This window comes from Lyngbya sp. CCY1209 (assembly GCF_055795065.1).
Window position 1 is genome coordinate 1 of record NZ_JAYFER010000414.1, and the last position, 22,991, is coordinate 22,991.

Consider the following 22,991-nt stretch of genomic DNA (forward strand, 5'->3'; position numbering starts at 1 on the left):
TCTACTCTGAGGAGTTAGTTCGGGATATTGCTAATATTTACCGCGCTGATTTTGAGATATTTGGGTACAAGCCAGAACTAGATTTAGAGTTGACTGCTCAGGCTCCGTCTCAACCTTCACTTGCTCAAATAGAAAAAGATCTGCTCAAGTGGAGAGATGACTTGAATCAAATTAGAGGTTAATAAAGTTTGCAGACAAACGGAGATGGTTAGAATTTGTAGAGCCGCTCCCAAAATTAAAGCAATAGGGCGTATATAATACGCCCCTAAAGTTCTATATACTAACAGCTTCTCTCTGTTAATTGTTAATCAACTGTGATTATGAATCTGCCTCTTCTTTATCCTTAGAGGGTTTGATAACCCGGAAGTTAACCACTGTACGTGCTGGGACTTCAGTGGTTTCACCAGTTTCTGGGTGGGTTCTGGTTCTTGCTGGTTGCTCTTTGGGGGTAAATTTGCCTAAACCCCGGATCACGACAGACTCACCCTTCTCAATTTCCTGGGAGATGGCATCAAAAGCCAAGTCGAGAATCGTTCTCACCCTTTTCTTGGGCAGTTTGGCTTGTTCGGCGACGTGCTGCACGAGTTCACTTTTCTTCATACCCAGAAGCTCCTATGATAGGTGGGGGTAGCAAAATTATTGTTCTAAGTCTACTGTAGCAGGTGTTTGTCTATGCGTCAAGTCTATAGACACAATCTAACGTCAAGATCTTTGATTTGCTACCACTTGGTTTGGAGTTCCCGTCGCAAACGCAAGGTACTCAAGGGGATGGTAGCCATCAGACTCCGGGAGTTAATCCAAGAGGTCTGCGCCAATTTAGAGGTCGAAATTCTGACTCTCGAGATCCAGCCCAACTACGTCCACGCTTTTTTGGACTGCCCGCCGACCCTAGCCCCGCATCAGATTATCCATCGAATCAAAGCCTATACAGCCCGTCACCTCCGTAAAGAGTTTGAACATTTGCTGGTGCTACCATCAATATGGACTCGTTCCTACCTAGTTTCGACATCGGAGACCATCTCTCAGGAGATTATTGAGAATTATGTGAAACACCAAGGGAAAAAAGGATGAAACAAGACCCAACAGACCAGTCGATAACTATCAATGTCTCTGCTGTTGAAGTTGATAGACTATTTTGGTTAAGGCAGGTATACTGTGGTATGCTACCCTAAGACAAATATCAATAGATGGGTTAGATACTGCATTACAGTAAATCAAATATAGTAAATTAGCTGGGAAAAACTTAGAGATTGAAATTATGACCGAATTCTCTGAAAAATTACCAAATAATACATTTTTATTGATTCATATCCCTAAAACGGCTGGCACTTCTTTTAGGTCTCAAATAGAAAAAAAACTCAAGTGTATTTTTGAGTATGGGGCTGACCCAAAAACTTCCCCATTGGTACATGAGACGATAGATAAAGGTGACTTAACATCTTTTGTGAAATCATTTAAATCGGAGGGCTTTGAAGCTGTATATGGTCATTTTGAGATTGCTAAGTATCAGCCAATTGTAGACGACACGACAAAATTTGCTACTTTCTTGCGACACCCAATTCAGCGCTCTATATCTAACTACGAGCATTTTCGTAGACATTATGGGTATGATAAATCTATGGAGGAATTTTTCAGCAATCCCCATTTTTCTAATCAACAATCTAAAGCCCTTGAGGGGATAGAACTTGACCAGCTATTTTTTATAGGAATTACTGAGCGCTATAGTGATTCTATTAAACTATTTAATAAACTGACAAACCTTGAGATTAAGGATGTCAAAATAAATGATAATCCTCAAAAAAAAGTTGATGAGCAGTATTCATTAGATTATCAATCTTTGAAACTGATAGAAAGCAAGAACCAAAAAGACTTAGACCTATACTGTAAAGCCCAGTCAATTTTCGAGAAAAGATTTGCAGAAATCATGTAATTGTTGTGGCTGCGTGAATTTACAAAGGTGTGCCTAAAAAAGCTGGGTTCCTTCTTCCATAGCTATTGTTAGATCTAAGTCTAATCATCTGAGTTGCCATGTCGTAGACATAATGTTGCTAAGGGAACCTGGTTGCCGTCTTGCATCAGAGCTAGAATCAAAATTTCGACTTCACTGGGTGTTTCACTGACATCAATGGTTTTCACGAACCCGCTATCAAGAGCATGGGGTACATCTGGAAATACCTTAGCCACATCACCACGTTCCTGGTTCATTTTTGATTCCCCAATGATACGATCGCCGCACATAACCTGAATACCAACAGCGGGAGAATACTTGCCAAGCGCCCACCCCTGAACCAGCATATTTTCTTCATCAAAAGGCTGGTGTAGCTTTGGTGAGTCGATCGCACATCCTAAAAACGCCTCCTGATCTTCAGAAAGGAATATCGCCATCACCTGGTTCTCGTCATTATTGAGGCGAATGCTGTAATCCTGTCGGATGCGACTCAGGTTAGGATTATAATAAGGATCGTTTTTCAATAAATCTCCCCACCGCTGTTTCATTAACTTCGATTCTCGCTTAAACCGTTCTTCTTTTTCTGGGGTATCCTCATACCCGCGACTCTTAGACTCATAGTGATATAAAACCACATGAGGAAGATAGATATTTCGATATCCCTGGCGAACCAACTTCAAGCAGAAATCCACATCATTAAACGCCACAGCAAATTCTTCATCTAATCCGCCGACTTCCTCAAAAACCTCTCGCCGGCACATCAAACAAGCTCCCGTAACCGCCGAGTAGTTGTTGACAGTAATCAGGTGGTTGTAGTAACCCAAATGGTGGGCCTGATAACCCTTGTGGCTGTGGCCTGCAACCCCGCCAATTCCCAATACAACCCCGGCGTGTTGGACCGTATCATCGGGGTAGAGTAGCAAAGGCCCCACGGCGCCGATTGAAGCACGTTGAGCCTGTTCTAGCATCGCTTCTATCCAGTCGGGAGTTAATACCTCGGTGTCATTATTTAGAAACAGCAGATAATCTCCCCGGGCTTTACTCACGCCGTAGTTATTAATCTGGGGATAGTTGAAAGGTACGTCGAACTCGTAACAGCTAAACCGTTCGGGTTCTTTTTGTTTCCAAGCCTTGAGAATATCCAGGGTTTCTGGTTCGTCACTGCCATTGTCAATGACCACCACTTCATAGTTGGGATAAGTGCTTTTCTCAAAAATTGACCGCAGGCAATGATTGAGTGTCGTTCCGAGATTTCGAGTTGGGATAATAATGCTAACCCGTTTGTATTCTTGGATGTGATAACGAATGGTGTACTGACCGGGCAAATTTTGATGGTCGGAAACAATTCGGGCTTTTTCCCCACGACGAATAAAGGATTCATTCAGGGCTTTTTCGGCTGCTATATAAGCATAGAGCTTACTATTGGGGTCGTAGGCGGTGGAACCGCCATGCTGTCGCCAACTGTAGAGAACTTTGGGAATATGGAAAATTTTGTCGGTTTTTTCTGTAACCCGCAAGACCAAATCATAGTCTTGGCTGCCTTCATAGCCGACTCGGAAGTTACCGACTGCATTGACAAGCTCCCGACGATATACCCCTAAATGACAGGTGTACATCCGTGCCAAGAATGAGTCAGGACACCAATCGGGTTTAAAGTATGGGAAGACTCGTTGACCGTATTGATCTAACTTATCTTCATCGGAATAAATCATATCCGCATCGGGATGTTGATTGAGTACCAGTGCCACCTCATAAAGGGCTTCTGGTGTGATCACATCATCATGATCTAACAGTGCGATATACTCTCCTGTCGCCAATTCTAAAGCAGAATTAGAGGCGGCACAAATATGACCGTTTTCTGTCCGAAAAGCGACTTTAATTCGGTTGTCTTTTCTGGCATATTCTTCGAGAATCGGTTGAACCCAAGGTTCGGTTGAATTGTCGTCTGCGATACAGAGTTCCCAGTTCGGATAAACTTGGTTAGTTACAGATTCGATCGCCTGTCTTAAAAACCGTTCAGGGGTATTATACACGGGCATAATCACACTGATAATCGGTTTGTATCCCAGATAATTAACCGCCTGAGACATTTGGCGCAAGTCAGCGGGTCTGGGCAAATTTTCCCTCAACCACTGTTCATAACTTTCTTGATCGATGGGAAACTTTTGCTCAGATGGACGAGATTTTTTTTGAGTAGGAAGGGGAAGAGGGACGATTTCCTCCGAGGGTTTTTCAACTATAGGTCGTTCTAGGCCCTCATTTTTTTTTTGAATCACCTGCTCCAACCGAGCGGCAATTTCCCCATCATCCGGTTCGAGTTGCTGCGCCATCTGGTAAAAGACGATCGCCCCGTCCATCTCGGTGTGCCGCGCCAGCGTATCCGCCAACTTAACATAAAGCCCCGCGTCATCCGGCCTGATTTCGATCGCCTTATGATAGGTTGCCACATTGTCCGGCTCCTGCTCCATCACCTGCCGGTAATATCCCAGGGCCTCTTCTAAATCTTGTTTGGCCCGCTCCCGCAGGGCATCCGCCAGCTTTTCCTGAATGGCGGGCAAATCGGACTGGGCCGCGATCGCACCCCGGTAGCCATCCACCGCCGCTTCCCAATTCCCCAATTTCGCGGCCACCTCGCCCAAATTGTAGTGGGACCAGGGGAACTCCGGATTCAACCGCGCCGCCTGCCGGTAGGCCTCCGCCGCCTCTTTCCAGCGCTCCAACTGTGCCAGGGCATCCCCCAAACTGTTGTAGGACCAAGAATAATCCGACTTGAGGCCGATCGCTTTCTGATAAGCCTCCACCGCCTCTTCCCAGCGCTCCAACTTCAGCAGCACGTCCGCCAAACCGTTGTGGGACCAGAACAGATCCGGGTCCAACTGGTTCGCCTTTTCATAGGCCGCGATCGCATCCTCCCAGGCCCCCTTATCCCGGCGCAGATCCCCCAATTTCTGCCAGATCTCCGCATTTTCCCCGTCGAGTTCCGAGGCTTTTTCGTAATGCGCGATCGCCTCATCCTTCCGGTCAGTATTAGAGAACCCGTCTGCCAAACTCTTGTAAGCCGCGCCGTCCGCCGCATTCGCGTCCAACTCCAGGGCCCGACTCAGCACCGGAACCAGGTCAGCCCAGCGCTTCTGCCGCGCCAGCACCGTCCCCAAACCGTAGTGCGCCGGCGCCAAATTGGGGTCGAGCCCCACCGCCTGACGGTAGGCCGTTTCCGCCTCTTTCAACTTCCACTGTCGGTTGCGAATTTCCCCGATTTGGTGGTGAGCCCAGGCCCAATTCGGATTCGCCTGCAACAACTGGCGGTAAATCGCCACCGCCCCGTCCATATTTTCCTGTCCGACGAAAGCCTCGGCCAAGGATTGATAAAATACCCCCGGCTTCGGGTCGAGGGCGATCGCCTGACGGTAAGCCCCCTCAGCCTCGTTCCAAGCCCCCTGAGAGGCCTTCGCCTTGCCGATGCCGAAATAAGCCGCCGCCAGTCGGGGGTCGCCTTCGAGCGCCCGCTGGTAGCTCGCCAGAGCCTCTTCCGGCTTACCCTCACCCAAGCGGGTATTGCCCAGGCGGACGTGATCTTCCGGGGACGCCTTGTCCGGCTCCAAGGCCCAGGCCCGCTCCAGACAGCGGGAAGCCTCCGGGTTCCGTCCCATCCGCTCCAATACCTTCGCCAAATTGCGATAGAAGCCCGCCACATTTTGATTTTGGGCGATCGCCTGTTGGTAGCAACCCAAGGCCTTTTCCAAGCGTTCTTCCTGGGCGTAGAGACTGCCCAAATTGGCGTAAACCTCCGGGAACTGGGGCTGAATTTCCAGCGCCTTATTGTAAGAGCGCACCGCCGCCTCCATTTCCCCCAACACTTGCAGGGCATTTCCCTGAATTTTGTAAGCTTCCGCCAATTGGGGATTGAGTCGCAGCGCCTTCTGACAGGCCGAAACCGCCGGTTCCCACTGCTTGATCGCGCAGTAGGCTTTCGCCTCTTGCAGCAGGGTTTCCGGGTTAGCCGGACGCTTCACCGGGATGCCGTTGGTTGCATTTTGAGGGGGTGTCGCCTGAGGTCCGGCCGTCGCCGCCGCCAGGGTATCTTGGGAGGGGGCGACATTTCCGGAAGTCGCCGTCGCCGCCGCCAGGGTGTCGGCGGGAGTCTGGGCGGTTCCCCCCCAGGCTTTCAATTCGATCGCCTTGCGGAAATAGGGGGCAGCTTCGGGCATTTTCCCCTGTCGTTTCAGGGCTTCTCCCAAATTGTGATAGGCTGCGGCGAGGGTGGCATCGAGGCGGATGGCGTTTTGATAGCAAATGGCGGCTTCGGCTGTTTGGTCCTGTTGCAGAAACGTATTGCCCAGATTGAGGTGATCCTGTGCCGTCACCGCCTGGGGTTCGAGGGTGTAGGCTTTATATTGGGCCCGCAGGGCTTCGGCCGTGCGGTTGAGTTGAGTCCAGACCTTTGCTAAATTCCGGTAAGCTCCGGCAAATTCCGGCTTGATGGCGATCGCCTTTTGGAATGCCGCGATCGCCTGTTCCCACTGTTGCGATCGGGCGTAGAGACTGCCCAAATTGGCGTAAGCCTCCGCCCAGTTGGGTTGCAGTTCCAGAGCCTTCGCGTAACGTTGTTTGGCTCCTTCGAGATCTCCCTGGCGCAGGGATACATCCCCCAGGATCTTAAATCCCGCCGCCGCATTCGGTTGAATCTTCAATAGCTGTTCGCAAGCCTTGCGGGCATCGTCGATCTGCCCCTGCCGCAGGTAAACTTCCGCTTGTTGCTGGAGGAATTGGACGCTTTTTTGCAGGATCTCTTTGGCTTGCATGGTTTGGCTCTGATCGGACACACTCATTTCGATTCCCAAGGGTTAATTGTAATGGGTTTTGGCGCTTTGTTGACAAAAGATTTTTTTCACGAGATTCCCAACTGCCCTATCATGTGGTCGAGGGAAGCCCGACTCACCCAGATATCCTCAGTGAGGGAATTTTGGTACATCAGCGATCGCAGGGGATAGCAGGAAAAGCCGTCTCCGGTGATGGCATAGTGTTCCAACCCCAACGCCTGAGAAATCACCCAGTAGTAATGGCGGTCGTAGTGCGGGGAAATGAACTCGACCGCCTTCGTCCCGGGCCGGCAGAAGGCTAAATTGGTCAACCCGCTACCGTGGGGGCCGACGATAATTTTCGCCCGGGAGAACAGTGCCACCTGTTGGGAAAAGGACAGTTGTTCGAGTAGAATTCGCACGAACCCCAAGGGTTCCAAAACCGCCATCACTTCCTCCTCATTCAAAACCCGCCGATGTCGGGCGGTGGCGCGGCTGACGTAGATGCGATCGGGATAGTTCCCCGCATCTCCCTGAGCCCGGGGCAAAAACGTCCGCCGCAGGAACTCCAACCCCCACGGTTGCAGCCATCCCGTCGGGGAGGCGAAGGAGGGAACGAGTAATTGCCGCGCCCGGAGATAGGGGATGCGATCGCTTTCGATAATTTTAGATTCCGGAATGCCCAGGCGATTCAGGGTTTCCCGCTGAAATGGCAGTTGGCGGCTGTTGACGACGAACCCATCGACGCGATCGAAGTCCACCCCCGCCTGTCGCAACAGTTCGATGCGGGGCAGCACGTCCACCATCCAGTGAAAGTAGATGTGTCCGGAAATTCCCGAGAGTACCGCCACCGTCCCATCAATTTCCCGGGGGGGAGATCGAGGGGGGGCTCGCAAAATCCAGGGTTGCTCCGGTTCGGGTTTCGGACACCCCGGCAGGGGGGCGGGATATTCCCGGGACAAGTCCGTTAACAGTCGATTATCCGGCGTCAGGGTGGCGATCGCGCGGCAGACTTTCCAATAATTTTCCTGGGGGACGATCCAGGCCCGCCCGCCGGGAATAGCCGCGACGAAGGTTTCAAACGGGACTCTCACCTCCCCCGGGGAAGCCGTCCGCCGCTGCAAGCCGTATCCCAAATGGGTGACTCGAAACCCGCCGAAAATCCGCCGCAAACAGGGGGGACAATCCAACCCACCGCAGCGCGGCGGAATGTCTCGGGGGGTGGGGAAATTCTCTGAACCTTCCCCCGTCTCCTTCCCCAGTCGAATCGGGATATAGTGGCGATCGCTCAAATTGTTGGCTTCCAACCAATCCCGAGTGTTTTGGCGGGTAGGGGGAGAATCGACAATTCCCCATTCCCCATTCCCCATTCCCCATTCCCCATTCCCCATCTCCTCCGCTTGCAGCACTTTGCTGTAATAGTCGATCGCCAATTCCGAGTTGCCCTGCCGTTCGAGTAGATTCCCCAGCAGCCAGTACACCCGGGGCGAGAATGCGATCGGCGACAGCGCACCTATCGTCCGGGCCATGTGGCACACCGCCAGGGCCGCCCGTTCTCGCCCCTGTTTGACGAGGCAAGTTGCCAACTCCAAATACGTCTCCATCCGCAGGGGTCGGACTCGGAGAGCCCGTTGATAGTACCGGGTCGCCGCGTCGAACTCGCCGTACTGGTGGAGGGCGTTGCCCAAGTGATGGTAGGTCGCCTCCAAATACTCGTAAACAGCATCGGGGACATCCCGGCTTGTGTCTTCAGACCCGCCGCCGTTCTCAGAGTTCCCGATCGCTAAATCCAATTGTTGCAGGGTTTCCAAAAAGTGAGCGCAGGCGATTTGTGCCAGCAGCAGTTCGTCGGACCCGGCGTCGGCGGGGGTAAGGGAACCGAAGCGTTGGCAAAAAGCCCGCACGAATTTGGGTTTGATCGCGATCACCTTTCGGAAGCAAGCCATCGCCTCGTCCAGCCAACCGACGGCGAGGCAGGAGCTGCCGCAATCGCTGTAAAACATGATATTGTCCGGTTCGATCGCGATCGCCTCTCGGAAACGGGCGATCGCTTTTCGGTGGCGATTTTGCCGCTGCCATAACTTCCCCAAATTGCTGTGGACGACCGCCAAATCGGGTTCGAGGGCGACGGCGCGGCGGTAGGCGGCGATCGCTTCGGCCGTTTTTCCCAGAGTGGTTAGAGCCCAGCCGAGATTGTTATAAACCAACCCATCTTCGGGGTCGAGGGCGATCGCTTGTTCAAATACCGCGATCGCCTCTTCCACCCGATCTTGCTGGAGTCGCAAATATCCTAGGGTATTGAGAATTTCTTTGGCGTCCGGACAGCGAATTCGGCCCCGTTCCAGGACTTGAATGGCTTTTTCGATCTGTCCCCGCTCGTTCAACCGCAGAGCCCAGTCGAGATAGGCCCCGGACAACTTGGGATTGAGGGCCAGCGCCCGCCGGTAACGGTCGATCGCCGCGTCGATTTGTCCCTGCCAGTGCCGCACCATCCCCAAATAATAGTGCAGTTCCCCCCAGTTCGGAGCGCGGGCGATCGCCTGTTCGTAGAAGGAAACCGCCTCGTCCCACCACCCCAGATCCCGGTACAGTTGGGCGAGGTAGACGTACCCTTCCGCCCGGTCGGGGGCCAGTTCCAGGGCCCTCGTGTAGGATGCCATCGCCGCGATCGGTTGTCCGAGGGCCTCTTGAACCGTCCCCAGCAGTTGATAGGTGAGGACGGAATTGGGATCTCGGTTGAGAATTTGCCGACAAATGGCAAAGGCGCGATCAAAATTTCCTCGGGTCAACTCATTGTGAGCCGACGACTGCATTTGTTCAATGCTCATTCGGGTTTCGAGGTTTGGGTGAAGTTGGGATGTCTGATTCCCGTTGAGAGTTCGAGAGGGGGACACTCTATCTGCTTGGCAAGGCTTCCCACCGGATCGATTTTGACACATTCCCTTCCCCCTTCACCAACGGATTGGTTTCCCGAGCCGCGATCGCAAGTGTCGCCGGCCGGGAGTTCCCGGATTTGTGCTAAAGTGTGTCAGAATTTTGGGGCTTGAGGAATCGGACCAATGAAGCCAATTTACGTTGTTTTGATCGCGATCGCCACCGCCCTCGTCGGCGGCGGCATCGGATTTGTCGGGGGGGCGGCGATCGGAGGATTCGGTGGCATCGCCGGCGGCACGTTGCTGGGGGTCTGCATCACCACGGAAACGGCGAAGCAGGAAGGGCTTTTGACCGAAGAACAGGCCACCCAACTCGTCGATCGCATCCGCCAAAATGCCGAAACGGACTTGCAACTGCAATCCGGCGACTTGCAGGATTTAAATTGCGAAGAAGTCACCCGAGAGCTGCAATCTCAATAAGTATTTAGAACGCGATCGCCCCACCCTCAACCCACCCATCAACCTGTTCAATTACGAACAGGGGGCTGACGACGCTGTTGAGTTACCTGTCCACCCGCAGTTTGGAGGAGGTGGCCGCAGCCGTGGGGGACACAGCCGACATTCTCATCGACGGCGGCATCCGCCGGGGGACGGACATCCTCAAAATCCCGGCCTTGGGGGCGAAGGCGGTTTGGGTCGGGCGTCCTGTGTGGGGACTCGCCGCCAATGAAGAGGCCGGAGTCGGCCCGGTTTGGGATGGGCTGCGGGATGAATTGGATGTCGCAATGGCCTTGAGTTGCTGTCGGGCGATCGCCCATATTGACGGGAGTTGGGCCATCCGAATCCGGCACCATTGTTTCTCTGGTACTCCCTCATCAAGTCGCCGGAAAATTCATCCCCACCGGCTCGGGGACACGGGAAAGAAACGGAAAGTTTGATATCTTTTTTTGAGATCATCTTCGGCTGGTCCAAAAAATTGCCACGATCTCTTGACATTGCCCAAAAACCGGGTTACTTTATCTTTTGGAGGGTCATCGTGATCAATTAGGTCTAGCATCATCAGCCTTTTTCAAGCTCGCTCTTTGCTCCCCACTAGGCTGGCTCAACAAGAATTAAATTGGAAAAATAATTGTCGCAATTTTTTGCGACAAACCTATGGTAGTGCATCCCTTTGAATAGACCTAGTTAATCTGGCGTTTCTCAAGCCAGGATACATTCAGCTATCTGGCCAATTTGTAACATCAATGATTCTGCCGTCATTTCGGCAGGAGAGAAATCGCCGTTGACTCCATAAATTGATCGAGAAACCTAAAGAAAATATGAGTCAAGGTCAAAAAATTGTACGAGTCGATTGCCAGACCGCCTCTCAAACCTTCTATGATGTGGTCATCGTGGGAGCCGGAGTAGCTGGTGCGATCGCGGCGAAACAATTGAGCGAACAGGGAAAAACCGTCTTAATTATCGAGGCGGGAACCGGCGAGGGGTTGACCCTTGAGGGCTTTCAAAGTTACCTGGAAACCTTCTACGGGTCGGTGGCAAAGCATCCCAACTCGCCCTATCCCTACAACGCCAATGCCCCCAGCCCAACGGATGGTGCTTTCGGGTACTTCGAGGAAAAAGGATCCGTGCCCCTGAGCGGTTCCTATACCCGAATTTTGGGGGGAACCACCATGCACTGGGAAGGGAAAACCCTGCGGATGCTACCGGACGATTTCAAATTGCAGACCAACTACAAACACGGTCTGGATTGGCCGATCGCGGATCGGGATCTTTGGCCTTACTATCGCCAAGCCGAGTCCGAAATTGGAGTTTCTGGGGACGCCGCCGGACAAAGAAAACTGGGCATCACCTTTGAACACGATGACTATGTTTTCCCCATGAAAGAATTGCCCCCCTCTTATTTGGATCAGATCGTGGGCAAGAAAATAGAGGGGACGACTGTCGAGATCGACGGAGAGACGCGGGAATTAACACTCAGCACCTTTCCCCAAGGCCGCAACGGTATTCCCAACCCCGACTACAAACCTTACCTTTTCGCTCCCGAAGGACTCGCCAGCGTTCACCCGGTGGAGTACGGGGAACGGTGCCAAGGGAACGCCAACTGCGTCCCCATCTGTCCGGTTCAGGCCAAGTACGACGCCCGAAAAACCCTGAACAGCATCGCCTTTCCCGACCGCGTTCACCTGCTGCCCCAGGCCGTCGCCTCCAAGGTGGAAATCGACCCCGAAACCGGTCGCGTCACCGCCATTGGATACAAACACTACAAAGAGAAAAGCTCTCCCCAGCATACGGTGGGAACCGTCAGAGGGCGTTTATTCGTGCTGGCGGCCAATGCCGTGGAAAATGCCAAGCTGATGCTGGCTTCCGGCTTGCCGAGCACGAGCGGACTGATGGGCTGCCATCTGATGGACCATCCCTTTCTGCTGGCTTGGGCGTTGATGCCGGAAGTCACCGGTACGATGCGCGGGCCCCTCGTCACCTCGGGGATTGCCAGCTTCCGCACCGGACAATTCCGCAAGGAACACTGCGCTTTCGCGATTGATATCCACAACGACGGTTGGGGATGGTCAGGAACGGGGGCGACCGATATCGTCAGGGAGGCGGTCGACAAAAACCGCAAATATGGCTCCGAACTCCGCCAAGAACTGGTCAGCCGGATCTCGCGCCAACTGTTGCTGGCTTTCATGTGCGAATTGCCCGCCGACCCGAGCAACCGAGTCACCATCGATCCCAACTACAAAGATCAACTGGGCAATTATCGCCCCGTGATTCACTTTGATATCCCGGATTACTGCAAAAAAACAATGGCATACTGCCGCCAGCTTTCTCGGACGATCTTTGAGCGTTTGGGAGCCGAAGATCATACCCACTACGACCGGTCCGACCCCGCCTATTTTGAGTACGAAGGCGAGGGCTACTGGTTCCGGGGCGGCAACCACTTTTCCGGCACTCACGTGATGGGAACGACGAAATACAACTCGGTTGTCAATACTCAGCAGCGGTCTTGGGATCACGAAAATCTTTACCTGCTCGGCTCGGGAAGTATGCCCTCCATCGGCAGTTCCAACACCAGCTTGACCATCGCCGCCCTCGCTTTTCTCGCTTGCGAGCAGATGATCAAGGATTTGAACGCTTAGGCTCTAAAAACGACAAACCCAGAAACTCTCGCCCACAGAGGTATTACCTATGACCGATCGTTTAAGGTTGATTAAAACGGTTGAGGATTTGCATTACTATCTGATTCAGGGGATGATGATAGAACACGCAACCTTTCCCCCCTACATCACCGCCCTGTATTCCCTCAAACCCGGATCGAACCTGGAAGCTTTCCACATTATTCGCGCCGTTGTGGTCGAAGAAATGCTCCATCTCACCCTGGTCGCCAACGTGTTTAATGCAGTCGGGGGAAATATCAAAGGCGTGCTGACCGCAGATAGTTTTATCCCGGACTATCCCACCTATCTGCCCACCGGAGCGACCGACTTTAAAGTTCACTTGAGGAAGTTTTCCCCCGACACCGTAGAGATGTTTATGAACATTGAACGGTCCAAGGAGGTGCCGGACGATGCGCCCCTGGTACTTCCCCGCAACGAAAACCAATGGCTGCGGATTCAGGGTCTCGATCCCACCCAAACTTACTACAGCATCGGGCTGTTCTACGCGGAGCTGATCCGGGGTATGCAGGAACTCGATCGCGAGTACAAGAGCCAAGGTAAAAATCTTTTCTGCGGCGATCCGAAGAAGCAAGTTACCCCCGAATATTACTACGACGGGGGGGGAGAAATTCTCCCCGTCACCGATATTCGATCCGCCGTCCGCGCCTTGAGGATCATTCAAGAGCAAGGCGAGGGATCGAGACACGAAAGTATTTATGATGCGGAACGGGAACTGAGCCATTACTACCGTTTCCAACAGTTGCAGTTGGGTCAATACTACGTGATCGATAAAGAGAATCCCCTCAACTCCGATCACCCCAATCAGCCGACGGGTCAAACTTTTGACGTGGATTGGGACGCCGTTTATCCGGTGTTGGAAGATGCCAAACTCGGCGATTATCCGGCCGGCTCCGAGGTCTACACTCACGCCGAGGACTTCCAAAAAGCTTACCGTCAGTTCCTCGCACAGATTGAATTTGCCTTTAATGGTCATCCCGACAAGTTGCTGCCGGCGATCGCGGGAATGTTCAAACTCAAGGAGTTGGCGACCCAGCTTATTCGCAACCCCATTCCCGGCCAGGAAGGGGTGAATGCGGCTCCGATTTATTAATCATCATTTTTTGGAGGTCAATCACGAGTGGATATTAATTCGCCCGAATTGATGGAGTATTTCTTGGATTTCTCCGTAGAAGTTACCGGATTTTCTCGGTTTCATTTGCTCGGAACCGGTCAATCGACCCTGTACTTGGACACGGTTCGGGGCGTTGTCGGCAGCGAAATGTTGGCGGAACTGCTGCAAACCTTTCACGATCACGGCGCGGATGCGGTTCTGACATCTGGAAAACTCGGCCCGATCGCCCGCAACATCATGAAACTCTGGTACATGGCGACCTGGGAGGAACTTCCCCCGGAATGGCGGGAAAAATTTGGAACCCCGGTTAATGACGGTACCTTCATTGCCAGTCCCCACGCTTATCCGGAAGGGCTGGTGTGGTCGGCGGTCGGCGTCAACCCCCCCGGCGCCAAAGCGCCGGGATATGAAAGTTGGAGTTATCCGCCTTCGGTTCGCCTCCGTTAATTGAAGGTTAATTGCCCAAAAAATACCCTCATCAAGGTCAAACATGAACATTAAATCTTGGTTTCGCGGACTGTTTGCCGTTGTCTTCCCCGTTCTCCTGAGTGTCACCCTCTGGGGTGCGCCCGCTGACGCTTTCGTTGGATCGGATTACGATCAATTACTTCTCACCAACGAATGTAATGAATGCGATCTGTCGGGAGTTGATTTATCCGATAAGGATTTGTACGGTGCCGCACTGATTGATGCCAATCTATCGAATGCAAATCTATCAGGAGCTTTGTTGATTGAAGCCAAACTCGCAGGCGCGGATCTGAGCGGAGCGAATTTATCGAACGCGGAATTATCTGCTGTCACTTTATCAAAAGCCAAGCTAATCGGCGCTGATTTTTCCGATGCCATTCTATACAACGCCCTGATGGATGGGGCAGATTTGTCCGGTGCAACTCTCACCCAAACCGATGTAGAATCTGCGATTTTATCCGGTGCGAAGTTATTGAATGCGATCGCGAAAGGTGCCAATTTCAACCGTGCGATTTTATCAGGCGCTGATTTGTCCGGCGGAGATTTTTCCGGTGCCTCGATGAGGGACATCCGGTTATCCCAAGCCACTCTGACCAATAGCAAGTTCTCGGATGCCGATTTGTTTCGGGCCCGGATGCCCAATGATACGATTTACAACGGAGATGTCTCCCAGTTTGGAGCCGTCGATTAAGTCGGGCGATCGCTGCGACGCTTGGTTTTGGTGAACCCGCCAATTCTTAACAGCCTGCGGCTACAGGTCGGGATTTCAAATAAAATTGAACGTGATTTTCAGTTGTGAATCTTGACTCGTAGCCGCCCGGCTGATCCGGTCAAACATTTCCACCGTCCGCGCGGTCTCTTCATCGCCGCATTTGATCATCCATCACTCGTATTTCAAAATACAATTGGCATCCAAAATAATCCAACTCGGACTTTGAAAAACCGTACAGCGCCTCACCTCCTTCGCCAATGAAATATCGGGATTTTGTCGCAAGAGTTGGTGGGCATTTTCGCCTTCCGGAAAAATGAACATCCAATCGTTATTTTCGATGAATTCCGGGGTGAAGGAATAAGGGTCGATCAAAAAGAAATCGATATCGTATTTTTCAATAAAATCTCGCAGTTCTCGGGGATTTTGGCTGTAGTGGGCGCGGATCAAATCGAGGGTTCGCCGTTGAATTTGGTCGGCATAGCCGATTTGATAGGGGATGGCATATTCCCGCGCCATCAAAACCGATCGCTGCGCGAAGGTGGGGAGTTGGTTGGCTTCGCCGGATAGGGATGCGATGACGATATCTTTGGGTTGGTTTTGGAAAAATTCGTAAATTTCGGTCATCCGCCCCTGGCGATATTTGATCAGGGGAAAGTAGGGGACGAATGCCGGATAAAATAATAGTGAAATAACGATCGAGAAAATAGCACTGCCGGACACCCATTTTTTCCATTGCAAGCGATCGCGTCTCAGTATCCCCGACAGTTTCTCAAGAATGGCGGTTAAGGCGATGGCGGTGGCGACGGCGATAATGATGCGAAAACTCAGCCCCGTGTACCGACTCGGAAGGTGCAGTTTGAACAGAAAGGCGTGGGCGACAAAAAACATGAAAACCGAGGAGATCAGCAGTTGCAATAGCACCCAAATTCCGCTTTTGAGTTTGGCGATCGCCGGAAATTGTGCGGGGAACAGCAGCAAAATGGGCAGCAACAAACCGGCACATTGGGTGGCGGGAGTAAACAGGGATTTGGGAAACATCCCGCTGCGTCGCCCGGTGAACCAAATGTCGATAAAATTATCGTGAAAAAACAGACTTCGCCCGTTCAGAAAAAACTCCGGGGAGTTCATCGCTTCTGCTTTGCCAATCGTCGGGCCGAATTCTGAGGTGGCGATCGCGTAGGGAAGCAACACCATCACGGCGACAATTAATCCGATTCCGAATAAATGGTAATTTCGGTTATTTTTATAACGGGTCAATTTCCCCTGTTCAAAATTGACCAGTCTCAAAGTTAGGATGACCAGGGCGACGAACACATATTGGGGATAAAATAACCCGATCGCGGCGACGGTTATTCCCACCCCCAGGATCGAACGCCGGACGAGATAATACAAAAACGCCCAAAAAATCGGATAAATAAACGCCCGCGGTGTCCCGGAGGCGAGGTCGTCTTTCATCCAGATCGCCTGATTTGCCACCAGGGAACCGATCAAACCGGCGGCGGGAATCGGCAAAATTTCGACGCACAATCCGAAGCTGTAATAAGTGCAAAATAACCCCAAAATGGGGGGGATGATTTTGGCGAAGGTGAAGGGATCGATGCCCGCGATCGCCCCCAATTGATAAACGAATGTATATCCCCGAGGGGCGACGGATTGGAAGTAATCGGCGATCAGATCGTCGGGAAACAGGTCGCGATCGACGAACCGCAGCATCCAAAAAATGTGCTGTCTCGCGTCGTCGTGGACTAAATTCGGGGCGGCAAACGCCTGTCTGAGGGACAAAATGCCGTAAAGGGTTGCAAATGTCAGGCTCAGAACCCGCCAAAAGCTTGTCTGAGATGGAAAAATTCGATTCGGGTGGGTGATGAAATTCGATTCGGACATCGGCGATCGCAACATTTCCCAACAAAAAGACCCCCACCACCGAGGTGAGGGTTCCATTATCGGATCGATTGAACACCCAATGTCAATGGTTCTTGATGGCGATCGCCCGTTATCAAAAGGTATTTTTAACCGGAAAAAACCCTTGCTCTTGTCTCCCTTCAGCGGTTTTCCTCATCACCCTCGACAATTTTTAACCGAGAATGAAACAGCCCCCCCCTTACAAAGGGGGGCTGGGGGGGATGGGGGCGGGGGGGGCGGTTTCAATTCCCTACAACCCACAGGCCCACACCGGGCGTGCAGCCCTATACATTGCGATCGGGATCAGACGGATTCCGAAATTTGCGAGTTTCCAGATGAAGACCGACCCTCAAAATCTTCAATGGGATATCTCGGGCGATCGGCTTCTCAATTTAGTAGCTGCGAGAGAAGTTACCCCGACGACCACCACCGTTTCTGTTTTCCCGGGGTTTCGCCTTGTTAACTTTCAGGTTGCGACCCAGCCATTCCGCACCATCGAGGGCATCGATGGCTGACGCTTCTTCGGCTTCCGTAGACAATTCGACGAACCCGAAGCCGCGCATCTTACCTGTCTCCCGATCTGTGGGCAACTTGACCCGCTTGACCGATCCGTACTCGGTAAACACCTCAGTTAGATCTTCTTCTGTAACCTCATAAGCGAGATTACCGACGTAAATCGACATAAACTATCTCCTAAACCAGAAGAGTTGCGTAGAGAGTGAGGTTCTCGGAGAGAAACTTGCCAGCACACAACGCGAAAAACTCGTTAAGACTTGAAACAAATGCTACAACCGATACTTAATCCTCCACGATTCAGTATAGCACCATAACGGAACCGTTGGGAATAGTAACTGCCGATTTTTCTCGTATATTTTAAGGTCAGCTTTAGAATTCGTCTCCCACCCGGACGGCCGAGAAACGAAAACACCCTTCCGCTGCGCTATCCGGCCTTTTCGGAACCGTATGGCCCGCGATCGCGCCGGCCCTGGGGGAGAAAAGCGAAACCTGCATGAGTGTTCCAGGAAGCGGTCGGTTCTCATGCAGGGGGGACTAGATGCACCAAGATTACATTTGAGAGGGCATGATCACCTTGTCGATGACGTGGATCACGCCGTTGCTGCCCATGATGTCGGCTTCGACAACCGTGGCTTCGTTGACCATCACCATACCGTCAGCCACGGAAAGCGTCACCGGTTCCCCGGCGACGGTTTCAACGGAACCGTCGGTAATTTCGGCGGCCGTCACCTTGGCGGGGACGACGTGGTAGGTAAGAAGTTGGATCAACTGATCCTTATTTTCGGGCTTGAGCAGTTCTTCGACGGTGCCTTCGGGCAGGGCCGCAAATGCTTCGTCGGTGGGGGCAAAGACGGTGTAGGGACCTTCGCCGGACAGGACTTCGGCCAATTCTGCCGCGTCGAGGGCCGCCACCAGGGTGCTGAATTGATCTTGGCTGCTGGCGATCGCCACAATGTTGTCTGCCGCATCAGACTCCATCGTTGTCGCGACCTCTTCGCCCGTCGCATCGGCTTCCGCGTCGGCCGTTTCCGTTTCGACGGGAGCCATCGTTTCATCCGCGACGGGTTCGGCAGTGACAGATTCCGTGGTTTCTACGATTTCTTCCCCGGATTCTCCCGTGGTGTCGGTGGCGGAGGGCTGGCCGCAGGCCGCCAGAACCGTCGCGCCGCCGAGGGCGACCAACAGGAGGAAAAACCGTTTGCCGAGCAGAGTCATTGTATTCATGTGCACAGAACTCCCAGAAGACACTCGAATAGAGTTTGATTTAATTTAACGCATCTTAACACAAGTTAACAGAGCGTCAAGTCAGCCGGCAAGTCGGGGCCGGGGGGGGATCGGGGCGACCGGAGGCTCGCTCTGATCGCCTGCCAGATGAGCTGTTGCCTGTTGCCGACTCCCGACTCCCTAATACCGACTCCCGACTCCCTACGCCCCATTCCCCATCCTGGCGGGATTCAATCTCACCCCTGGCGATCTTTGAGCCAGAACGTGACCATCTGTCCCCGCCCTTTCACGTGGATGACGCCGCGCTCCTCGAAAAGGTACTTGTCGTTCAAGGCCGCTTTCGTGGCCGCCGTGACCTGGATGCGTCCGGCCTCCCCCTGGGACTCCATACGGGAGGCGACGTTCACCGCATCCCCCCACAGGTCGTAAATAAATTTTCGCGTCCCGATCACCCCCGCCACCACCGGCCCGGTGTTGATCCCGATCCGCAAACGGAAGGGTTCGCCATCTTCCCGGCGGAAGTTGGCAATTTCCCGCCGCATATCCAGGGCCATTTCCGCGATCGCCTCGGCGTGGTCGTCCCTCGGAGTCGGCACGCCCCCGACCACCATGTAAGAATCCCCGATGGTCTTAATTTTCTCCAAATGGTGCTTCTGGGCGAGTTCGTCGAAACAGGAAAAAATATCGTTGAGCAGGTCCACCAACTCCGTGGGGGCGATGCGGGAGGAGAACCCGGTAAAATCCACCAGGTCGGCGAACATCACCGTCGCCCGTTCAAACCGCTCGGCGATGGAGTGGGGGTTCTGCTTCAGGCGTTCGGCGATCGAGCGCGGCAAAATATTCAACAGCAACCGTTCGGACTTCTGCTGTTCCACCCGCAGGGCATCGAGGACCCGGCGTCGTTCCGTGGTGTTCCGGGCCACCCAAATCACACTGTTGTCCGGCATCGGCGAAACGGTGGCGGCGAACCAGACCAAGTCCCCCGTCTCGGATTGCACGGCGTTCACGGCCCCCGTCTCCCCCGGCCGGGGGGGAGCCAGTTGCAGACTGTATTCCAAATTGAGGGTCTGCCCGGTTTGGATCACCTTCTGGATGTGGTCGTAAAACAGTTGGGCCTGGGGGGGAGGAAACACCTCGAACACAGTTTTTCCCAGGCGGTCGGCCGTCGGCGTGTAGATCACCTCGGCGTTGGTAGTGACAATTTTTTTATAGCGCCCCTCCCCGTCGAAGACCGCGATCACGTCGGTCATAGCCGCAAACAGCGCCCGCAATTCCGCCTCGGACTCCCGCAGGGCGGCTTCGATGCGCCGCCGTTGGGCCACTTCCCGGACCAGGTGGTGGTTGGCCTCCTGGAGGGCGGCGGTGCGCTCGGCGACCCGAAGTTCCAACTCATCCTTGGCCCGCTGCAGGGCGGCTTCGGCCTCTTTGCGGTCGGTGATATCTTCGACGGTTCCCTCGTAGTACAGCAATTCGCCCTTGTCGTCGCGGATGGCGGAGGCATTTTCGGAAATCCAGCGAACCCGGCCGTCGGCCCGCCGGATTTGGGATTCAAAATCCACCACCGACCCCCGCTCCGAGAGCAGTTGGACGAATTCTTCCCGCCGCCGCGGATCGACGTACAGTTGAGCTTTGATGTCGATCAAATTGGTCATCAGCAGGGCGGGGGACTCGTAGCCGTAAATCCTTGCCAGGGCGGGGTTGGCGCTGATATAGCGCCCGTCCGGGGTAGTTTGGAAGATGCCTTCGACGGCATTTTCAAAGATGCTGCGATAGTTGGCTTCGGCCCGTTTGAGGGCTTCCTCAGCGCGGCGGCGATCGCTGATGTCGATGCCCACGAAAAAGGCCGCGTCGCCCCCGTCGTATTTTCGGGCGGCGATCAGGTATTCCCGGGGTTCGCCTTTGACGTAGGTGGTGACTTCCCGATAGGCTTCCGAATTGGAGCTCTGGAAAAAAGCCTGAACGAAGCCGTTGAATTCCGGGCTGGCCTGCAGGAAACCGATGTGCTGGCCGACGAAGGCTTCCGCCGGCAGGTCGAAGGTTTGGGCGAGGAATCGGTTGACGCCGAGGTAGCGCAGATCGGAGTCGATCCAGGACACGGTGCCCGGGACGACGTTGAGCACGGCTTCCAACTGATTTTGGGTCATTTGCAGGGCGGCTTCGGCCCGCTTGCGGTCGGTGATGTCGATGCCGATGACGAAGGCGGCGCGGTTATCGTCATATTTTTGAGCGGCGATCAGGTAGTAGTGCCGTTGGGCGTCGAGGAGGACCGAGATCTCCCGGTAGGCTTCCACTTGGGGGGTTTCAAACAGATTTTGCACGAATTTCTGGAATTCCGAACCCCGGCCGAGGAAGCCGATGTGTTGGTTGGCGAAGGTTTGCCGGGGCAGGCCGTACAGGTCGGCCAGTTGTTGGTTGACTTCCAGGTAGCGCAGGTCCGACGTCACCCAGGATACCGTGCCGGGGACGGCTTCCAGGACGGCTTGCAGGCGGAGATTGGCCTGTCGCAGGCCTTCTTCGGCCCGTCGCCGCTCGGTGATGTCGATGCCGACGACGAAGGCGGCGCGATCGCGGTCGTATTTTTGCGCCACGATCAAATAGTGCCGGTCTTCACCGTCAATTTGGGTGCGGACTTCCCGGTGGGCCTCGCGATCACCGGAGGCGAACAGGTCGGTCACGAAGTCATTGAATTCGGAGCTGGTGCCAAGGAAGCCAATGTGGCGGTCGGCGAAGGCGTCCCGGGGCAGCTTGAACAGGTCGGCCAAGGCTTGGTTCACTTCGATGTACCGTAAATCCCGGCTGATCCAGGACACCGTGCCAGGGACGGCCTCCAATACCGCCTGCAGGCGGGCGTTGGCGGTGCGGAGGGCTTCGGCGGCGCGGGTGTGTTCGACGATCTCCTGGACCAGGTGGTCGTTGGATTCCCGCAGAGCGGCAGTCCGTTCTTCGACGATCTGTTCGAGCTGCTCGTTGACCTGTTTGAGTCGGGCTTCGGCCCGTTTGCGGCTTTCGATCTCCTGCTGGAGTTGCAGGCGGGCCCGTTCGAGTTCGTGGGACTTCTGTTGGAGTTGTTCGGCCCGCTCGGTACTCTGGCTGACTTCCGCGAGCAGGGAGATCACCATTTCGGAGGTGTTGAAGGTTTCGGCCTCGAATCCCAGCCAGGGCAGGGGGTGGATGCGGTGGGGGCTGGTGTGGAGGATCTCGAATTGGCCGTCCGCCCGGGCCCGGCCGATGCGGCAGACTTTCCCGACGTGGTGGTTGGGTTCCATGTGCACGATCCCCCCGGGGGCGAGGAAGTTTTGGCCGTAGGCGGCGACGCGCACCCGCTCCGGCTCGAAGGACTCAGCCAGCTCGACGGCCTGCTTCCACAGGTAAACTTGGGTGTAGGCGGCTTCGATGGGGTCGCTCGTGACGCGATCGCGCCCGTATCGGTTTTTGAAATGTTCGACAAATCGGCGATTTTCGGGGGTGTCCAAACTCTGGAAATAACTCCAGCAGCTCAGGTGCCCGGCCGCCGCGTCTCCGATGCTTTGCAGTTCGGTTTCGGAGACGGAGGTAGCCACGATCGGGATCTGCTCGGCGGTGAGCCGGGCCTCCCGAAACTGCCGGTAAAAGGCGACGTTGCCGTCCCCGCTGAGGGTGTTGAAAACGACGTCGGGCTTGGCCTGACGGATGCGGGAAATCACCGAGCGGAAGTCCTGGACACCGAAGGGGACGTAGGCTTCCCCCACCACCCGCCCCCGCTTTTGGTGGAGCTGAATTTTGACCAGTTGGCTGACGGCGTGGGGAAACGTGTAGTCGGAACCGAGCAGGTAGACGCGACTGCCGATATTTTCCAACAGCCAGGATACAGCGGGTTCGACCTGTTGGTTGGCACAGGCGCCGGTGTGGAAAATGTGGGGCGAGTTTTCGAGTCCTTCGTACTGGACTGGATACCACAGTTGGGCGTTCAACTCTTCCAAGACGGGTTTGACGGCCAGACGACTGGCGGAGGTCCAACACCCAAATAGGGTGGTAATTTGTTTCTCTTGAATCAGTGTCCGGGCTTTGCGGGCAAAACAGGCGGCATCCGATTCCCCATCTTCGATCGCCGGCTCGATCAACTGGCCCAGAATTCCGCCGCTCTGGTTGATTTCATGAATTGCCATCAGTTCGGCATCTCTGAGAGGGGCTTCGCTGATCGCCATCGTCCCACTCAAAGAATGCAGTATCCCGACTCGTACACCTGGCATAGCTGCTTAACGCTTATAGAACTTGAGCACAAA

General features: G+C 54.0%; 16 protein-coding genes. 9 read left to right on the plus strand and 7 right to left on the minus strand.

The genetic code is table 11. The features are described 5' to 3' along the window. The coding region (locus AC0QHF_RS12215) for a hypothetical protein (RefSeq protein WP_324704493.1) at window positions 1–182 on the plus strand (182 nt) is incomplete at its 5' end. A 136-nt stretch (window positions 183–318) separates the two neighbouring features. Here AC0QHF_RS12215 and AC0QHF_RS12220 read toward each other — a convergent pair. Further along, a complete protein-coding gene (locus AC0QHF_RS12220) occupies window positions 319–600 on the minus strand; it encodes an HU family DNA-binding protein (protein ID WP_324704494.1) in 282 nt (93 codons plus the stop codon). A gap of 72 nt (window positions 601–672) precedes the next feature. On the opposite strand from AC0QHF_RS12220, the gene tnpA reads away from it, so the two are divergent. Together tnpA and AC0QHF_RS12230 are read left to right on the plus strand one after the other, a co-directional pair. Further along, entirely contained in the window at window positions 673–1,071 is a 399-nt protein-coding gene (gene tnpA / locus AC0QHF_RS12225) for an IS200/IS605 family transposase (RefSeq protein WP_324704495.1), read from the plus strand. 187 nt (window positions 1,072–1,258) lie between these two features. Further along, window positions 1,259–1,930, plus strand: coding sequence for a sulfotransferase family 2 domain-containing protein (locus tag AC0QHF_RS12230; protein ID WP_324704496.1), 672 nt, complete (start codon window positions 1,259–1,261; stop codon window positions 1,928–1,930). A gap of 80 nt (window positions 1,931–2,010) precedes the next feature. On the opposite strand, the gene AC0QHF_RS12235 is transcribed toward AC0QHF_RS12230, so the two are convergent. Both AC0QHF_RS12235 and AC0QHF_RS12240 read right to left on the minus strand, forming a co-directional pair. Continuing rightward, entirely contained in the window at window positions 2,011–6,777 is a 4,767-nt protein-coding gene (locus AC0QHF_RS12235; RefSeq protein ID WP_324704497.1) for a tetratricopeptide repeat protein, read from the minus strand. A gap of 59 nt (window positions 6,778–6,836) precedes the next feature. After that, the gene (locus tag AC0QHF_RS12240) at window positions 6,837–9,575 is read right to left on the minus strand and encodes a tetratricopeptide repeat protein (RefSeq protein ID WP_324704498.1); all 2,739 of its coding nucleotides are present in this window, start codon (window positions 9,573–9,575) and stop codon (window positions 6,837–6,839) included. 231 nt (window positions 9,576–9,806) lie between these two features. On the opposite strand from AC0QHF_RS12240, the gene AC0QHF_RS12245 reads away from it, so the two are divergent. From AC0QHF_RS12245 to AC0QHF_RS12270, 6 genes are all read left to right on the plus strand, one after another. After that, on the plus strand, window positions 9,807–10,100 hold the full coding sequence (locus AC0QHF_RS12245; protein WP_324704499.1) for a hypothetical protein: 294 nt from the start codon (window positions 9,807–9,809) through the stop codon (window positions 10,098–10,100). Window positions 10,101–10,177: 77 nt separating this feature from the next. After that, window positions 10,178–10,558 carry an alpha-hydroxy-acid oxidizing protein gene (locus AC0QHF_RS12250; protein WP_324704500.1) on the plus strand — a complete coding sequence of 127 codons (381 nt, stop codon included), beginning with the start codon at window positions 10,178–10,180 and terminating at the stop codon, window positions 10,556–10,558. A gap of 381 nt (window positions 10,559–10,939) precedes the next feature. Next, window positions 10,940–12,757 (plus strand): GMC family oxidoreductase, encoded by a 1,818-nt coding sequence (locus AC0QHF_RS12255; RefSeq protein WP_324704501.1) that lies wholly within the window; start codon window positions 10,940–10,942, stop codon window positions 12,755–12,757. A 49-nt stretch (window positions 12,758–12,806) separates the two neighbouring features. Continuing rightward, window positions 12,807–13,886, plus strand: coding sequence for a ferritin-like domain-containing protein (locus AC0QHF_RS12260; RefSeq protein WP_324704502.1), 1,080 nt, complete (start codon window positions 12,807–12,809; stop codon window positions 13,884–13,886). 27 nt (window positions 13,887–13,913) lie between these two features. After that, window positions 13,914–14,354 carry a hypothetical protein gene (locus tag AC0QHF_RS12265; RefSeq protein ID WP_324704503.1) on the plus strand — a complete coding sequence of 147 codons (441 nt, stop codon included), beginning with the start codon at window positions 13,914–13,916 and terminating at the stop codon, window positions 14,352–14,354. A gap of 43 nt (window positions 14,355–14,397) precedes the next feature. Next, on the plus strand, window positions 14,398–15,066 hold the full coding sequence (locus tag AC0QHF_RS12270) for a pentapeptide repeat-containing protein (protein WP_324704504.1): 669 nt from the start codon (window positions 14,398–14,400) through the stop codon (window positions 15,064–15,066). Between the two features lie 192 nt (window positions 15,067–15,258). On the opposite strand, the gene AC0QHF_RS12275 is transcribed toward AC0QHF_RS12270, so the two are convergent. From AC0QHF_RS12275 to AC0QHF_RS12290, 4 genes are all read right to left on the minus strand, one after another. Further along, window positions 15,259–17,028, minus strand: a complete 1,770-nt coding sequence (locus AC0QHF_RS12275) for a hypothetical protein (RefSeq protein ID WP_324704505.1) — start codon at window positions 17,026–17,028, stop codon at window positions 15,259–15,261. 353 nt (window positions 17,029–17,381) lie between these two features. Continuing rightward, window positions 17,382–17,672, minus strand: a complete 291-nt coding sequence (locus AC0QHF_RS12280; RefSeq protein ID WP_324704506.1) for an RNA recognition motif domain-containing protein — start codon at window positions 17,670–17,672, stop codon at window positions 17,382–17,384. Between the two features lie 382 nt (window positions 17,673–18,054). Beyond that, complete coding sequence (locus AC0QHF_RS12285) at window positions 18,055–18,729, minus strand: fasciclin domain-containing protein (RefSeq protein WP_375341419.1); 675 nt, start codon at window positions 18,727–18,729, stop codon at window positions 18,055–18,057. A 236-nt stretch (window positions 18,730–18,965) separates the two neighbouring features. Next, entirely contained in the window at window positions 18,966–22,958 is a 3,993-nt protein-coding gene (locus tag AC0QHF_RS12290) for a transporter substrate-binding protein (protein ID WP_324704507.1), read from the minus strand. Between the last annotated feature and the right edge of the window lie 33 nt (window positions 22,959–22,991).